13 protein-coding genes are annotated in these 15133 nt (G+C 34.0%); 7 read left to right on the top strand and 6 right to left on the bottom strand.

Translation table 11 applies throughout. The annotated features are described in order from the left end of the window. The first annotated feature begins 50 nt into the window (after positions 1–50). From ICJ85_RS03645 to ICJ85_RS03620, 6 genes are all read left to right on the top strand, one after another. Positions 51–869, top strand: a complete 819-nt coding sequence (locus ICJ85_RS03645) for an enoyl-ACP reductase FabI (RefSeq protein ID WP_188222405.1) — start codon at positions 51–53, stop codon at positions 867–869. A 180-nt stretch (positions 870–1049) separates the two neighbouring features. Beyond that, positions 1050–2051 (top strand): glycosyltransferase, encoded by a 1002-nt coding sequence (locus tag ICJ85_RS03640; RefSeq protein ID WP_188222404.1) that lies wholly within the window; start codon positions 1050–1052, stop codon positions 2049–2051. A 2-nt stretch (positions 2052–2053) separates the two neighbouring features. Beyond that, positions 2054–3022: a YbbR-like domain-containing protein gene (locus ICJ85_RS03635; protein ID WP_188222403.1), complete on the top strand. Its 969-nt coding sequence runs from the start codon at positions 2054–2056 to the stop codon at positions 3020–3022. Further along, positions 3019–3603 (top strand): dephospho-CoA kinase, encoded by a 585-nt coding sequence (gene coaE / locus ICJ85_RS03630; protein ID WP_188222402.1) that lies wholly within the window; start codon positions 3019–3021, stop codon positions 3601–3603. Before ICJ85_RS03635 ends, coaE begins: the two co-directional genes overlap by 4 nt. Positions 3604–3671: 68 nt before the next feature. Continuing rightward, positions 3672–5243 carry a sensor histidine kinase gene (locus ICJ85_RS03625; RefSeq protein ID WP_188222401.1) on the top strand — a complete coding sequence of 524 codons (1572 nt, stop codon included), beginning with the start codon at positions 3672–3674 and terminating at the stop codon, positions 5241–5243. Positions 5244–5245: 2 nt separating this feature from the next. After that, on the top strand, positions 5246–5950 hold the full coding sequence (locus tag ICJ85_RS03620; protein WP_188222400.1) for a response regulator transcription factor: 705 nt from the start codon (positions 5246–5248) through the stop codon (positions 5948–5950). 59 nt (positions 5951–6009) lie between these two features. On the opposite strand, the gene ICJ85_RS03615 is transcribed toward ICJ85_RS03620, so the two are convergent. From ICJ85_RS03615 to ICJ85_RS03595, 5 genes are all read right to left on the bottom strand, one after another. After that, positions 6010–6666: an alpha/beta hydrolase gene (locus ICJ85_RS03615; protein WP_188222399.1), complete on the bottom strand. Its 657-nt coding sequence runs from the start codon at positions 6664–6666 to the stop codon at positions 6010–6012. A 1-nt stretch (position 6667) separates the two neighbouring features. Then, positions 6668–6997 (bottom strand): hypothetical protein, encoded by a 330-nt coding sequence (locus ICJ85_RS03610; RefSeq protein ID WP_188222398.1) that lies wholly within the window; start codon positions 6995–6997, stop codon positions 6668–6670. 7 nt (positions 6998–7004) lie between these two features. Beyond that, the gene (locus ICJ85_RS03605) at positions 7005–8258 is read right to left on the bottom strand and encodes a dihydroorotase (RefSeq protein ID WP_188222397.1); all 1254 of its coding nucleotides are present in this window, start codon (positions 8256–8258) and stop codon (positions 7005–7007) included. Continuing rightward, positions 8255–10180: a BatA domain-containing protein gene (locus tag ICJ85_RS03600; RefSeq protein ID WP_188222396.1), complete on the bottom strand. Its 1926-nt coding sequence runs from the start codon at positions 10178–10180 to the stop codon at positions 8255–8257. The genes ICJ85_RS03605 and ICJ85_RS03600 overlap by 4 nt, the downstream gene beginning before the upstream one ends. A gap of 78 nt (positions 10181–10258) precedes the next feature. Then, positions 10259–11266 (bottom strand): glycosyltransferase family 2 protein, encoded by a 1008-nt coding sequence (locus ICJ85_RS03595; RefSeq protein ID WP_188222395.1) that lies wholly within the window; start codon positions 11264–11266, stop codon positions 10259–10261. Between the two features lie 109 nt (positions 11267–11375). Between ICJ85_RS03595 and ICJ85_RS03590 the strand changes: the two genes are divergently transcribed. Continuing rightward, positions 11376–13268 carry a M61 family metallopeptidase gene (locus tag ICJ85_RS03590; RefSeq protein WP_188222394.1) on the top strand — a complete coding sequence of 631 codons (1893 nt, stop codon included), beginning with the start codon at positions 11376–11378 and terminating at the stop codon, positions 13266–13268. A gap of 70 nt (positions 13269–13338) precedes the next feature. On the opposite strand, the gene ICJ85_RS03585 is transcribed toward ICJ85_RS03590, so the two are convergent. Further along, a complete protein-coding gene (locus ICJ85_RS03585) occupies positions 13339–15132 on the bottom strand; it encodes a cytochrome-c peroxidase (RefSeq protein WP_188222393.1) in 1794 nt (597 codons plus the stop codon). Position 15133 lies beyond the last annotated feature (1 nt).

Here is a 15133-nt window from a genome sequence, read left to right as displayed (position 1 = left end):
ATCTTTGTCCACCAAATAGAAAAAAAGAAAACAATATAATAACCAAGAAAATGTCTTATAATTTATTAAAAGGAAAAAAAGGAATCATTTTTGGAGCATTAGACTCAAATTCGATTGCATGGAAAACTGCAGAACGTGTTCATGAAGAAGGTGGACAATTCGTTTTAACTAATGCCCCTGTAGCTATGCGTATGGGACAAATTAACGAGTTAGCTGAAAAAACTGGTTCTCAAGTAATTCCTGCCGATGCAACTTCGGTTGAAGACTTACAAAAGTTGGTAGAGCAATCTATGGAGATTTTAGGCGGAAAAATCGATTTCGTTCTTCACTCTATAGGAATGTCAATTAACGTACGTAAAGGTAACCACTATACAAATCAAAACTACGACTGGACACAAAAAGGAACCGATGTTTCTGCCATGTCTTTTCACAAAGTAATGCAAACACTTTACAAAGCAGACGCTATGAACGAGTGGGGTAGTATTGTGGCGTTAAGTTATATGGCTGCACAACGTGTATTCCCAGATTATAACGATATGGCCGATAATAAAGCGTACTTAGAAAGTATTGCTCGTAGCTTTGGATATTTCTTTGGTCGCGATAAAAAAGTACGTGTAAACACCATTTCTCAGTCGCCAACGCCAACTACTGCTGGTAGTGGGGTTAAAGGATTCGACGGATTTATTGCTTACGCCGATAAAATGTCGCCACTTGGTAACGCAACAGCATTAGACTGTGCAAACTATGCAGTAACCTTATTTAGTGACCTTACAAAACGTGTAACCTTACAAAACCTTTACAACGATGGAGGTTTCAGTAACATGGGTGTAAGTGATGCGGTTATGAGCACCTTTGTAGGAGAAGAATAAAATAGATTTCTTATATATCAAGAGCCACCTTATTTAGGGTGGCTTTTTTGTTAGGATTAGTTACATTTGTTAAAAATAATATGGGCGTTACCACGCTAAGGCGTGGTCGGGCTTTCGGTAGTCGCTCTCCAAGAGGAGCTCCAACAATACCTTAATCCCTAACGCAAAACACAACTATTGATGCAATTACAGTTTTCATTTATCATACCTGTCTATAATCGTCCCGATGAGACGCAGGAACTTTTACAAAGTTTCGAAAATTTAAACACAAAAACTCCATTCGAAATTGTAATTGTAGAAGACGGTTCGTCTATCACTTCTAAAGCCGTTGTGGATAGCTTTAAAGGTAAGCTGAATATCTCTTATTTTTTTAAAAAGAATTCTGGTCCAGGAGATTCCCGTAATTACGGGATGCACAAAGCCAAAGGGAACTATTTTATCATTTTAGATTCCGATTGTATTTTACCACCGCAATATTTAAATGAAGTAGAAAAAAGCTTAACAGAAAACTATGTCGATTGTTTTGGTGGCCCCGATGCGGCACATGAGTCGTTTACTAATCTACAAAAAGCGATAAATTTTTCTATGACCTCATTTATCACCACAGGAGGCATTAGAGGTAATAAAAAAAGTGTCGATACGTTTGAGCCGCGAAGTTTCAATATGGGGATTTCTAAACAAGCTTTTGAAGCTTCAAAAGGCTTTGGATATATTCACCCTGGCGAAGACCCGGATTTATCCATCCGTCTGTGGAATTTAGGTTATAAAACCAAATTGATTCCTGAAGCCTATGTTTATCACAAACGCAGGATTTCATGGAGAAAGTTTTATATTCAGGTGAATAAATTCGGAATGGTTCGTCCCATTCTAAATGTATGGCACCCTCAAACCAAAAAACTAATGTATTGGTTTCCTACCGTGTTCAGTCTAGGGTTTTTATTAAGTATAATATTACTTTTATTTCAAGTAGATGCTTTTTTTAAACTTTATGTGTTGTATTTTAGTATAGCATTTATTACGGCTTTAATATCAACAAAAAGTATAGTCGTATCCGTATTGAGTTTAATTGCTATTTCTGTGCAGTTTTTTGGCTATGGTTATGGCTTTTTAAAATCGACTTGGGTAGTAAGTGTATTAAAGAGAAATCCGGAATCTCAGTTTCCTAAATTATTTTTTAAATAAGTATGCTAAAAGCACTAAAATCAAAAATATTAGCTTCAGTTAAAAGTAAAAGGCTAAATGTGTTTGTTTTGTTCTTGTTATCGGCTTTTCTTATTTTACTATTTAATAAATTATCCAAGGAGTATACCAATACTTTGACGTTTAATATCAAAAAGATTAATGTGCCAGATGAAGATGTAATTTTAAACGATTCACTTAGTTTAGATGTTACATTAAAAACCCATGGGTTTAAGTGGTTGAAGTATTATTTTTCGAAACCTGAAATTAGGGTTGATTTTAATAAGGACGTCTATAAAAAGGATTCACTTTTTATTTGGCATAAAACGTCTGCTTATTTACAAAACACGCAGTTTAGTAGTCAGGTAAAGGTGTTGAACATCTCTCCGGATACGCTATTTTTTCAGTTTGATGAAAATATGGTAAAAAAAGTGCCTATTGTATTGCAGTCCGATATTAAATTCAGCCCAGGTTATGACCGAGCTTCGGCATTTAATTTAAAACCAGATTCCATTACAGTTATTGGACCCGAAGTTAAAGTGTCTAAAATTCACCATATCGAAACAGAATCTTTAGCTTTAAAGGAAGTGCGAACCGATGTGTTGAAAACCGTAAGATTAAAGTTACCGCAGCAAAATCAAAAGCATAAGGATTTAAAGTTTTCCGCTGTGCAAACGGTTTTAAATGCTAAAGTTGATAAATTCACAGAGGGCATTTTAAAAATACCTGTACAGCTTATTAATGTACCAGAAAATGTAATGTTAAAGTATTTTCCAAAGGAAGTTAATGTGACGTACTACGTAAGTTTAAGTGATTTTAATGCGATTACAGCGAAAGATTTTAAAGTGGTTTGCGACTTTAGTAAAACAGTAAATAATCAGTATTTTTTAGTGCCAGAAGTAGCAGAGTACCCTGAAAAGGTGAAAAATGTAAAGATTAATCAGAAACGGATAGAGTTTATAATAACAAAATGATGGTAGTCGGACTTACAGGCGGTATTGGTAGTGGTAAAACAACTGTAGCCAAACAATTTGAAGCTTTGGGTATTCCAGTATATATTGCGGATATTGAAGCTAAAGAACTGATGTTGACTTCCAGTGTTATTAAAACTGAACTAATTGAATTGTTTGGAAAGGAAGTGTATGTAGATGGCGAATTAAATAAACCATTTATAGCCAATATCATTTTTAATGATAAAACCTACCTTCAAAAAATGAATGCCATTGTACACCCCGAAGTTGGTAAACATTTTGAGGCCTGGAAGTTAAAACAAAACGCACCTTATGTTATAAAAGAGGTAGCTATTTTGTTTGAAAACGACGGAAATAAGCAGTGCGATTTGGTGATTACCGTAACCGCACCAATGGACTTGCGTATTCAACGTTTACTGAAACGAGATGATACAACAGAAGAAAAAATTCAGGCCATTATAAAGAATCAATGGAGTGATGAAGATAAAATTGCGTTATCAGATTTTGTAGTGAATAATGTAAATTTAGAAGAAACTAAAGAGCAAGTTGAGAGAATACATGAGCAAATTGTGAAAACCTTATAATTTTAACATTTTTGTTAATGTAAGGTTAAAACCAATTCTGCTAAATGTTAAAATGTTAAATTTGAATAATGAGCAAGAGAACATTTGTCCTGTTAATCCTTTTAATGACCCTGTCTTTAGTAGGTATTATTTTCGTTCAGGTCTACTATATTAACGGATCCTTAAAAACAGAAAAGGCACGCTTTAGAGCGACTGTTAATGCAGATTTAAATTACGTATCTAATGAGCTAGGGAAGAGAGAGGTAGACAAATATTACAATGAATATCAAAACTTAGATACTGAAAAAAAGGCGGATTCTGCTACGGTATCTCAGTTGTTAATTTATCAGCAAAATAATAATACCAAAGAGACACTTATTTTTACAAGCAGTGTTTTAGAAGAAAATTATAAGTTAACATCGACGCTCTTTGACATTGGTTTAGATAGTATTGGTATTAAAAGTATCATTGGAACTTCATCTACAGAGGTCTATAAAAATGAAGATCTAACCGATAGAGATTTGGGCGAAAGTCCAATAACTAGAATAATTAGTAGTGGTACAATATCACAAGCACAGCGTAGTGCGTTTGAGAATGCGTTTAAAGCATTAAGGAAAACGGCACCCATTCATCAAAGAGTTTCTGAAAATGAAATAAGAGATTTATTAAAAAGTACTTTTGCTAAAGACGGTATTAATCTTGATTTTGAGTTTGCCATTTTTGCTAACGATTTAAGAACAAAGGTTGAAAGTGATGGGTTTGAGTATGATAAAGATTCAAATTATTCAATTCCCGTTTTTACAGATGAGAATAAGCAGACCCCTTATAAACTTCTTGTAAATTTTACGAATGATAAGGAATTTATCTTATCTTCTATTTTGTGGATGATTTTATTATCTTTTCTCTTTACGTTAATTATTATGATTACTTACGGAGGTGCTTTGTATCAGTTAATCAAACAACGTAAAATATCAGAAATAAAATCCGATTTCATCAATAATATGACGCATGAGTTTAAAACACCAATTGCGACGATAAACTTGGCTTTAGATGCCATTAGAAACCCAAAGATTATTGAAGATAAAGAGAAAGTAGTACGTTATCTGGGCATGATTAAAGAAGAGAACAAACGTATGCATGCACAGGTAGAAAATGTGCTAAGAATATCTAAACTAGAAAAAAATGAACTGAATATTAGTAAAGAAAGATTAAATTTACATGATTTAATAGAAGATGCTATTACCCATGTAGAGTTAATTGTAGAGGATAGAAAAGGCTATATTAAAACCTTTTTAAACGCCGAACAAACGTCGGTGTTAGCCAATGAGTCACACTTTACTAATGTTATTGTTAATATGCTGGATAATGCCGTTAAGTATTCTCCAGAAGCACCAGAAATTGAGGTGTACACTGAAAATGTGGGCACCAACATTTTATTGAAAATAAAAGATCACGGTAGCGGAATGAGTAAAGCTGCAGTGAAGCGCGTGTTCGAAAAGTTTTATAGAGAACACACCGGAAACATACATAATGTTAAAGGTCACGGGTTAGGTTTAGCTTATGTGAAACGTATTGTAGAAGACCATCAAGGTTATGTTTCTGTAGAAAGTGAAAAAGACAAGGGAAGCACATTTACCATTAAGCTTCCGCTAATATCATAAATATGGAAGAGCAAAAGAAAAAAATATTACTAGTAGAAGACGATCCCAATTTCGGAACTGTTCTGAAAGATTATTTAATGATGAATGACTACGATGTCACTCATGCTAAAAATGGTATGGAAGGCTTCGAAAAGTTCAAAAAAGACGATTTCGATTTATGTATTTTAGATGTAATGATGCCTTACAAAGATGGGTTTACATTAGCTAAAGAAATACGAGAAAAGAATGACGATGTTCCTATTGTATTCTTAACAGCTAAAACCATGAAGGAAGACGTTTTAAAAGGGTATAAAGTAGGAGCAGACGACTATTTAAATAAACCTTTTGATAGCGAAGTGCTTTTAATGAAGATTAAAGCTATTATGCAACGTAAAGCTACAGAAACCATTTCTGATAGTAAACAATTTGAGTTTAAAATCGGAAAATTCGATTTAAATTCTAAATTACGTTTCTTACGCTATAATGGAGGAGATCCGGTTAAATTATCTCCAAAAGAAAACGAATTATTACGTTTGTTAGCCTTACATGAAAACGATTTAATGCCTCGTGAGTTGGCGTTAACAAAAATTTGGAGAGACGATAATTATTTTACTTCTCGAAGTATGGATGTGTATATTGCGAAGTTGCGTAAGTATTTAAAGCAAGACGAAAAAGTAGAAATTCTAAATATTCATGGTGAAGGGTTCCGTTTAGTAATAAACGAATAAGTATTTAGGAACTTTATGATATAAAAAAATCCAGCATTATGCTGGATTTTTTATTTGTATTATATACGGTCTTTTAACCAGTCTTTAAATTCAAAAAAGTTTTGTGGTGCGACACCATGTCCAACTGGAAACTCTGAATATTTATGCTTAATGTTTAAAGCATTTAAGAATGAAGGTGTTTGTCGAGCCCATTCCACAGGAATTACCTGATCGACACTACCATGAGAGCAGTAGAAGTTCAGATTTGAATAATCGGTTTCATTTATTGATTTCGGTAAGATATCTTGGTTTATATATCCACTTAAGGCAATAATATTTTTTATTTTTTCAGGATAGGTTAGCGCTACGGCATAACTTAAAATACTCCCTTGACTGAAACCTAAAAGCGTTACATTGTTTTTATCAACTGGATAAGCTTCAATAGCTTCATCTATAAATTTTGCGATTAAATCTCTCGATTGTGCGGCTTGCACGTTATCGTTCCATTTTCCTTTTTCTGCATCAAAATTAATAGCATACCAGGCATTGCCGTAAGGTTGTAATTCGTAAGGCGCTTTTACTGATATGATAAATAATTCCTCTGGCAATTCAGAAGCAAAAGAAAATAAATCGTTTTCATCACTACCATAACCATGCATCATAATTAGTAATGGCGCATTGGCTTTTAGAGTCGAAGGTCTGGTAATATGGTATAAAGAAAGGTCTGTATTCGTCATATTAATTACCTATGTTAGCAAACCATTCCTGGAACTTCTCTCCAACATAAGGTAATAATTTTACCTTACCTTGTAAGATATGAATAAATGAATATAACCAAGATACAGCAGAGATCAGCCAGAAAACATATCCAAGTGTACCGTTAAGGTATTTATCTGTGATTTGTGCAATAAACAGCATAATGATAAGTCCTAACATTTGTCGGTTGTAGAATGCCGTAAACGCATTTTTTTTATCAGCATTCATAATAATGGCGATAATTAATCCAACGAATGTTATATGACTGATAATTGCCATTGTTTTTCCGTTTTGTATAGTTGTGCTATCCATAGTCTTATTATTTTAAAGCGATAATGTTATTGGCGATAATACCATAAACCTGTCCTTTTAAATTTTCGTTTTCAAAAATGGCATTTGCTGATTTTGAAACTATATTTGATTTAGAAAACACATATTCGGTATTTGGGTTGAATAAGGTTACATCTAACGTGTTTCCAACTGAAATTGAACTTTCAGACACACCAAATCGGTCTTTCCCTTGTGTTAACAGTTTAATTGTTTGCTCTGTACCAAATAAGGTTTGTAATGCACCAAAAGCTGATTCTAAACCAATGGTTCCGTAAGCAGCGTGATCAAACTCTACTTTTTTATGTTCTACATCTAGAGGGTTGTGATCGCTGGTTACCATATCAATCGTTCCGTCTTTTAGTCCTGTTTTAAGGGCATCAATATCGGTTTGTGTACGAAGAGGCGGCAATACTTTAAAGTTTGTATTGAAGTCGATTAATGAATCATCGGTAAAATATAGGTTATGTATAGCCACACTACAAGTAACATCTAAACCTTTGGCTTTTGCATCACGAATCAATTCCACCGATTTTTTAGTGGAAATAGTAGGAATATGTAATTTTCCGCCTGTGTATTCCAATAAAAATAGATCGCGAGCTATGTGTAGTTCTTCAGCTAAAGCTGGAATTCCTTTTAAACCTAATCGTGTACTTGTTACATGCTCGTTCATCACTCCCTGACCAACAACTTTGTCTTCCTGAGGGAACGAAAGAACTAATCCGTTGAAATTCGATGCATACTGCAAAGCAATTTTCATTAAGTTCGGATTAGCAATCGATTTTTTATAATCGTAAAATGCTACGGCTCCGGCCGTGTTCATATCGTATAATTCAGCAAGATCCACACCTTTACTTTCTACCGTTAACGCACCAACTGGTAATAAGGCTGTAGCGTGGTTTGCACCTTTTGCTTTTGCAAAAGTAATGTCGGCATTACAGTCTATTACGGGATGGGTGTTGGCGTTCATGGCTACCGAGGTAAACCCTGAAGCCGCAGCTGTTTTTAGTCCGTTTTCAATGGTATCGCGCTCTTCAAAACCAGGCTCGCCAAAACACACGCTACTATCAAACCAACCTTGTGAAATATGAAGGTTCTCTAGCGCTATTTCTTGGTAATTTCCGGGATTTGTAAGGTTACTTTCAATCTTGGTAATGACACCATTTTCAACTAATATATCCTGAGTTGTATTGTGAAACTCACTTCGAGGATCTATAATGGTGGCAGATTTTATAAGTATGTTCATTTAAAGTATTTTAAGATGCCCATTTCGATAATCAAAAATGCTAGTGCAAAAATAACAAACCATTTCCATAAGGCATTAACTTTTGTGTCACTTTTTATGCTATCGAATATTTCTGTAATCGAATCGCTTACCGTTATGTTAGTTGATGGGGTTAAGGGCATGTAAGTCAGGTTACTTTCATTTCGATCGTAGTTGTAGCTTACATTTTTCAATAACTCTTTTTTATTCATAACCCCATAAATATTTGCTGTCTCTGGTGTTTCGGAGGTGCTGATTGTGACCTTCGAGTTAAAATATTGCTGTCTTGGAATGATGTTAATATCGTTCTTTACTAAAGATAAAATCGCATCTTGTTGAAGAGTGGTTGCTACATCAAACGTATTTTCTTGCCCAATGGTGTAATAGATTTTTGGAAGTTGTAAACTGAATTTTCCAATATTATACAAGGTTGGAACAATGAGTGGTGAATTTTTAAAATTCGAGATATCACTATTTAGAGCCGAAGTAAATATATAAGCTGTTTTGTTTTGAAGAAGAAACGGTTTGCCATCTTCAAATTGAAGAGCCGCCGATCCATTATTTAATGAGATATCAAAAAAACGTTCTGTTTTAGGATATTGAAAATTATTCACCTGTTTCTCGAAAACGCCATTATTATATAGAGGATGCGCATAGTTTATGGAGGTTATGCTTTTTTCAGATTTAATTTCTGAATTAAACTGAGATCCGTAATTAACCAATAAAGCGTTGTAAGAATTTAGGTTGGCTTCTTCTGATGGGATAATTAATAAAGCCCCACCCTGGTTAGTGAATGATTTTAAAGCCGCTACCAAAGCATTGGGAATGTCTTTTATTTCATTTAAAACAATGAGTTGTTGTTGCTCAATGTCGTTATAATTCAGTTGATTTTCTAAAACTGAAGTGTAAGTAAATTCATCTTCGGTATAGATGCGTTTTAAAAAATTGTCGTCTCCTGAATTAATTGCCAGAACTTTAATTTTATCGGTTTCATTAATGTTGAAGTATAGCGTATTGTCGAATTGCAAACTGGCATCATCAATGGTTAGTTTACCATTTACAATTTCATTTACGGGAAGTGAAAATGTAGTTTCAGCTTTGTCATTAATCGCAACCGAAGTTTTCGCTATCAATTTGTCATCATTAAATAAAGAAATCGGTAAGTTGTCAATAGTGTCACCACTATTTGATAAAGTCACCTTTAATGAAATTGCAGTAGCGCTGCTTTCCGAGATGTAAGCACTGTCAATTGCTATATTATTAGTATTCACCGGGTTTAATTTCACCAGATGGATATTGGTTAAACTATCCGATTCAGGACTGAAAGTAGATTCGTTTTGCTGAAAATCAGAAATAAAAACCAGATTTTTTAACACATCGTTTTGTTTGCTAAATAAGGTTTTACTTTTTAGTAAAGCCGCATCCGGGGTTAAACTATTTGCGCTGTAACTTAGCTTTAGTAAATCGTTTTTAACGGTTTTAATCGTTGTATTTCTAAACGTATTATCGTTGGTTAAAATGGATATGGTTTCATCTTCAGGAACATTGCTAATCACATCCTGAACGGCGCGCTTTAAAAGTTCACCATTACTACCTTTAGCTTGCATGCTAAATGAGTTATCTAAATAAATAACAGTTTCTTTTTTCGTTTTAAAATTATCGTAGTTTGAAGTAAATGGTTGGGCAAAAGCCAACACAATACAGGCTAAAAGCAAAAGCCGGGTAAGTAATACCAGCCATTTTTTTATTTGTGAACTTTTACGGGTTTCAATGGTAACACGTTTTAAAAAGGCCACATTAGTAAATTCAACTTTTTGAAACTTTCGAAGTTGAAATAAATGAATAATAATAGGGATGAGCAGTAAAAATAAAGCGTAAAGAAGTTCGGGGTGTTTAAACTGCATACTTTTCTATATAGATTCAAAAGTACATAAAAGTACAGGAATTTTTTGTAATTGAAAATTCAAGATGATAAAACTGAATTAACAAAAGAAAAAATAGTCGCTCATGGGATACATCTGTTGATTTTCAAAATACGTTTTTATCTTGATTTGCGCTTTGGGGTTCGCCACCGTAATAATACTTTGCGGTTGTTTAATATGTTCTAAATGCCGGAATGGTTTCATTTCCTGATCGTAGATGTGCTTTCCTATTTTTTGAGGATTATTACAAATCCACTCAAAAGGGATATTTTTTTTAAGCAATGTTTTGGCAATGGTTTTACCTTTCCATCCGGCGCCCCAAACCACTAAAGTTCTGTTTTTATCGTAATCTAATTCTAGAAAATAATGCATTTTAATATCTAAAAAGGTATTCTCAGCATAGTTGTCGTGTGTTCTGGAAGTACGTGTTTGATAATCGCGCCAGTAATGCAGGAGTTTATTGCAGGGAATAATTTTATAGCTGTGTTTATAAAACCGAAAGGTTAAATCGTAATCTTCAGGGTAGCGATTTGGGTTAAACCCATCGCAATTAATAAAATCTTCACGATGAATCATCCAACAAGGCGAAGGAATCACACATTCCTTATAAATTTCACTATAATTATCTCCAGTTTTAGTTAAACCGTTAAGCCAGGTTTCATATTTACTATAGCCATCACTAATGCCATCTTTTGAAAAGTAATTAACCAAGCCCGTGGCCACATGTTGTTTTCCATGTTCTAAAAGATTGTTTAATAACACTTCAAGCTTGTTTTGGGGCATTAAATCATCACTGTCCATACGGGTGATGTAATCTCCCGAACTTTCATTAAATCCCAATCTTAAGGCATCAATAATACCACTTCCTGTGTTTTTAAAGAGTTTTATTCGGGAATCCTTTTCGGCAAATGACCTTACCAGAGAATAACTGCCATCAGTAGAATTGTCGTCTACAATAAGTAGTTCCCAGTTGGTGTAACTCTGATTTATTATAGATTCAATGCAGTTTGTAAGGTATTGTTCTGTATTTTTGAAAGGCGTTAATATACTTATCAGTGGATTATGCATGCGGCGAATATACGTAAATCATCATTTTAACAAAACCTTATGAGCCTATTGTGTAACAGAAATTGTAATTTGGTCGTCACTTATAAAAATTAAATAAAAATCAACTTTAATGAATACCAAACCTATAACCGCCCTATTAGCGGCTATTTTGATGGCTAGTTGTGGGACATCAAAAAAATCAAGTAGCGATTTAGCTGTAAATGCCCCGATTGAAACCTTTATTAATTTATCGCATGTTGTTAACGATAAGGCTCCGGTAACCATAAATCCAGGACGTTTTACCACACAAACTGTAACGTATAGATTGCCAAGAGTTATACAAGGCACTTATTCAGTAAGCGACTTTGGGAAGTATGTAGATGATTTTAAAGCTTTCGATTATGATGGTAATGAAATGCCTGTAGTAAAAACAGATGAAAATACCTGGACCATCGATAACGCCAAGAAGTTGGATAAAATTACGTATTTGGTTAACGATACCTTTGATATTGAAGAAGTAGGAGGCATTGGAAACGAACAGCCTTTTTCACCTGCAGGTACCAACATAGAGCAAACCAATGATGTATTGAATTTACATGGTTTTATAGGGTATTTTGATTCGTTAAAAAGTAACCAATACAAATTAGATGTTACGGCGCCTTCTAATTTTACCAGAAGCTCAGCCTTAGAGCAAGTAGCCACTAAAACCAGTGAAGATGGTCGTTTTGTAACAACGAGTTATTTTGCTTCTCGTTATTTTGATATTACTGATAACCCAATGTTTTATGGAAACCTGAGTGTTGAAGAATTTCAGGTCGGTGATATTAAAATTGTTTTAAGTGTGTATTCGCCAAACAAAGTGCATTCAGCCCAATCGTTAAAGGAGACCATATTTAAAATGATGAAAGCTCAAAAAACGTTTTTAGGAGATATTAACTCCACACCACGTTACGATATTTTCTTGTATTTATCTGAAGGCTTGCCAGAATCACCAAAAGGTTATGGCGCTTTAGAGCATCATACATCAACTGTTGTGGTGCTGCCAGAAGCTTCAAGTGATGAAGAATTAGCCGAGAGTATGATTGATGTGGTTTCTCATGAATTTTTTCATATTGTAACACCATTAAGCGTACACTCTGAAGATGTACATTATTTCGATTATAATAACCCAACCTTTTCTAAACATTTATGGATGTATGAAGGGGTAACCGAATATTTTGCAACCTTATTTCAGGTGAATCAGGATTTAGTTAGTGAAGCCGATTTTTACAATAAAATCATTCAAAAAATTCAAATGTCTAAAACTATGGATGACGCCATGAGTTTTACCATTATGAGTGAGAATGTGTTAAAGGATCCATACAAAGACCAATATTTAAACGTCTACCAAAAAGGTGCCTTAATAGGCATGTGTATAGATATTATGTTACGCGAAGAGAGTAATGGCGAGCGTGGCATTTTATGGTTAATGAAAGAGTTATCAAACAAGTACGGAAAAGACAAACCTTTTGAGGATGATAAGTTAATTGACGAAATTGTAGCTATGACTTATCCGTCGTTAGGTGAATTTTTTAATAGTCATGTTATTGGAGATATACCAATTGATTATAATATGTTTTTAAATAAAGTAGGATTAGAATTAGGTGAAGGCGAAATCCCAACTAACTATGTGTTTAATGGTGGAGCTTTAATTTTTTCTGCAGACCCACAAGCAGGAAAAATATTCTTTAGTGAAGCGGTGAAAGACAATAGTTTCTGGAATGATAATGGTGTACAACCTGGTGATGTTTTAAAAACTGTAAACGGAACAGAATTAACCATGCAAAACGCTAATCAGATATTACAATTAATGTTTAGCTGGAATCCAGGGCAAGAGATTGAAGTCATTCTGGATAGAAATGGAGAAGATGTGGTTTTAAAAACTACAACAATACAATCTTATACTACGGGGGAAGGTATTATGGAGAAAGAAGACGCTACAGCCCAACAGGTAAAACTTCGTGAAGCCTGGTTAAAGGGTTAGAAACAAAATAAGTGAATAAAAAATCCCGTTAGATGTCTAACGGGATTTTTTTATGATTTAACGAGTCAGTTTATAGCTCGTCAGTTAAACTTTCCATAAAAGCAATCAAATCTGTAATCTCTTGCTGATTCAGGTTTAAGGGATCAGGAGGAAGTGTTTGGTGCTCGATATTCATTCCTAAACCTATGCCGCCTCCACGGTTATAAAAATCAACTACGTCGTTTAATGTTGTATAAACGCCATTATGCATATAAGGTGCTGTTTTAGCGACATTACGTACGGTTGAAGTTTTAAAGAAGTGCTTTTTTTCTTCTGTATTAAATACCGTAAAGCGGCCTAAATCATCATCAATTTCAGCATTAATAGTATCGTTAGTTTGTGGGACACCAATCAATTCCATTTCACTTTCTTTGTATAAAACAGGTACGGTTCCATTAAATGTTGGAGGAAAATGGCAAGTGGCACATTTAGCTTTGCCGGTAAACAAATTAAATCCGCGCTGTTCGGAGGCTGTTAAGGTGTTTTCTTTACCGTTAATATTGTTGTCAAACTTTGAATTAAACGGTGTTAAACTGCGTATATAAGTGGCAATGGCGTTACGAACATAATCTTGCGAAACACTATCGTTATAAACCTCTTTAAAGGCTTCAACGTATTTCTGATTATTGCTTACAGTTTGTTCTAAGTGTTGTAAATCGCTATGGAATTCATTTTTATTATTTACTACCGCAACAATTTGTCCTTCTAAACTTCCTGCTCTGTTATCGTAAAAAAAGCTTTTTTGTAATGCAGAATATAGAAGCGTAGGGCTGTTTCTTGTAACCCCCTTAGAAATAGTTAATCCATCGGTAAAGTATTTATCTTTTTGATGGCAGGTAGCACAACTAATCGCATTGTTTTTAGAAAGTGCTTTTTCGTTAAAAAGCTTCTGTCCCAATTCAATTTTAGCTTTAGGAAGAGAATCGAATTGTTCTGAAGAAAAATAACTTAAATTGAACGTGTTCTTTGAAAATAACGAGGTCATATCGTTATTAAAAGCCAGCTCGTAAGGAAATTCTAAGTTCCAGTCTTTTTTTGTTTTTACTATTAATTCCAGTTGTTTGTGAGTGTGGTATTTTATGAAATTATATCTGTTGAAACTTGAAAATGAAGCATCAAGATTTTGTTGTGTAGCTTGTAGTTCAGATTGCCAGGAGGTCATTAATTCTTCAGAAGTGAAATGACTTTCGTATATTTTTAATATTTCAGCAATAGTTTGATAAGCAAATTCAGATTCTTTTAGGGATTGTTCTAAAACAGGGGAGTCGAAACCGGTAATTCCTGTTAGTGCAATACGAGCAATTTCATCGCGAACTAACCAAAGAACATGATAATCTTTAAATCTTAATTGAGAGTTGTTAGAAACCAATTCCAAACGACTTTTAGTTTTTGAAGCTATGTTTTGTAGTGTATGAATATCAAAGTTGTCATCGTAAAGGGTTTCTTCGAGTACTTGAAACCCAAATGGATTCATGATTTTTATGTCGGTAGCATCTTCTTCTTCTACTTTTAAAATATTTGGCTGATTTAATGCTTTGTAATTTTCAGCATCGGCAAAAGCAAGAATAGGTTCGCATATTTTAAAGTATTTACGAGCTTGTAAATAGTTTTTTTCAGCACTTTCTTTATTCTGTGACTTGGCTAAAGTATCTACATATGAGATACACCGTCTTAAATTTTTTGAGTAATACTGGTTTAAAGCTTCAAGTGGTGCTATATGATTAGAATTAGTTGTGTTTTCCTTTTTACAGGAAAATATAAAAACGATAAAAAGACACACGCTAAATACGTGTGCCTTTGTTATAAATAACTTGATATTTTGCATT

The organism is Aestuariibaculum marinum (assembly GCF_014596975.1).
Taxonomy (GTDB): domain Bacteria; phylum Bacteroidota; class Bacteroidia; order Flavobacteriales; family Flavobacteriaceae; genus Aestuariibaculum; species Aestuariibaculum marinum.
Note: the sequence above shows the minus strand (reverse complement) of the source record. Positions and strands in the feature narration are given on the sequence as shown.

Coding starts and splice junctions, on each gene's coding strand:
- ICJ85_RS03610 (WP_188222398.1), bottom strand. CDS start 6,997: ATGGATAGCACAACTATACAAAACGGAAAAACAATGGCAATTATCAGT.
- ICJ85_RS03595 (WP_188222395.1), bottom strand. CDS start 11,266: ATGCATAATCCACTGATAAGTATATTAACGCCTTTCAAAAATACAGAA.
- ICJ85_RS03615 (WP_188222399.1), bottom strand. CDS start 6,666: ATGACGAATACAGACCTTTCTTTATACCATATTACCAGACCTTCGACT.
- ICJ85_RS03585 (WP_188222393.1), bottom strand. CDS start 15,132: ATGCAAAATATCAAGTTATTTATAACAAAGGCACACGTATTTAGCGTG.
- ICJ85_RS03640 (WP_188222404.1), top strand. CDS start 1,050: ATGCAATTACAGTTTTCATTTATCATACCTGTCTATAATCGTCCCGAT.
- ICJ85_RS03645 (WP_188222405.1), top strand. CDS start 51: ATGTCTTATAATTTATTAAAAGGAAAAAAAGGAATCATTTTTGGAGCA.
- ICJ85_RS03590 (WP_188222394.1), top strand. CDS start 11,376: ATGAATACCAAACCTATAACCGCCCTATTAGCGGCTATTTTGATGGCT.
- ICJ85_RS03635 (WP_188222403.1), top strand. CDS start 2,054: ATGCTAAAAGCACTAAAATCAAAAATATTAGCTTCAGTTAAAAGTAAA.
- ICJ85_RS03600 (WP_188222396.1), bottom strand. CDS start 10,180: ATGCAGTTTAAACACCCCGAACTTCTTTACGCTTTATTTTTACTGCTC.
- ICJ85_RS03620 (WP_188222400.1), top strand. CDS start 5,246: ATGGAAGAGCAAAAGAAAAAAATATTACTAGTAGAAGACGATCCCAAT.
- ICJ85_RS03625 (WP_188222401.1), top strand. CDS start 3,672: ATGAGCAAGAGAACATTTGTCCTGTTAATCCTTTTAATGACCCTGTCT.
- coaE (WP_188222402.1), top strand. CDS start 3,019: ATGATGGTAGTCGGACTTACAGGCGGTATTGGTAGTGGTAAAACAACT.
- ICJ85_RS03605 (WP_188222397.1), bottom strand. CDS start 8,258: ATGAACATACTTATAAAATCTGCCACCATTATAGATCCTCGAAGTGAG.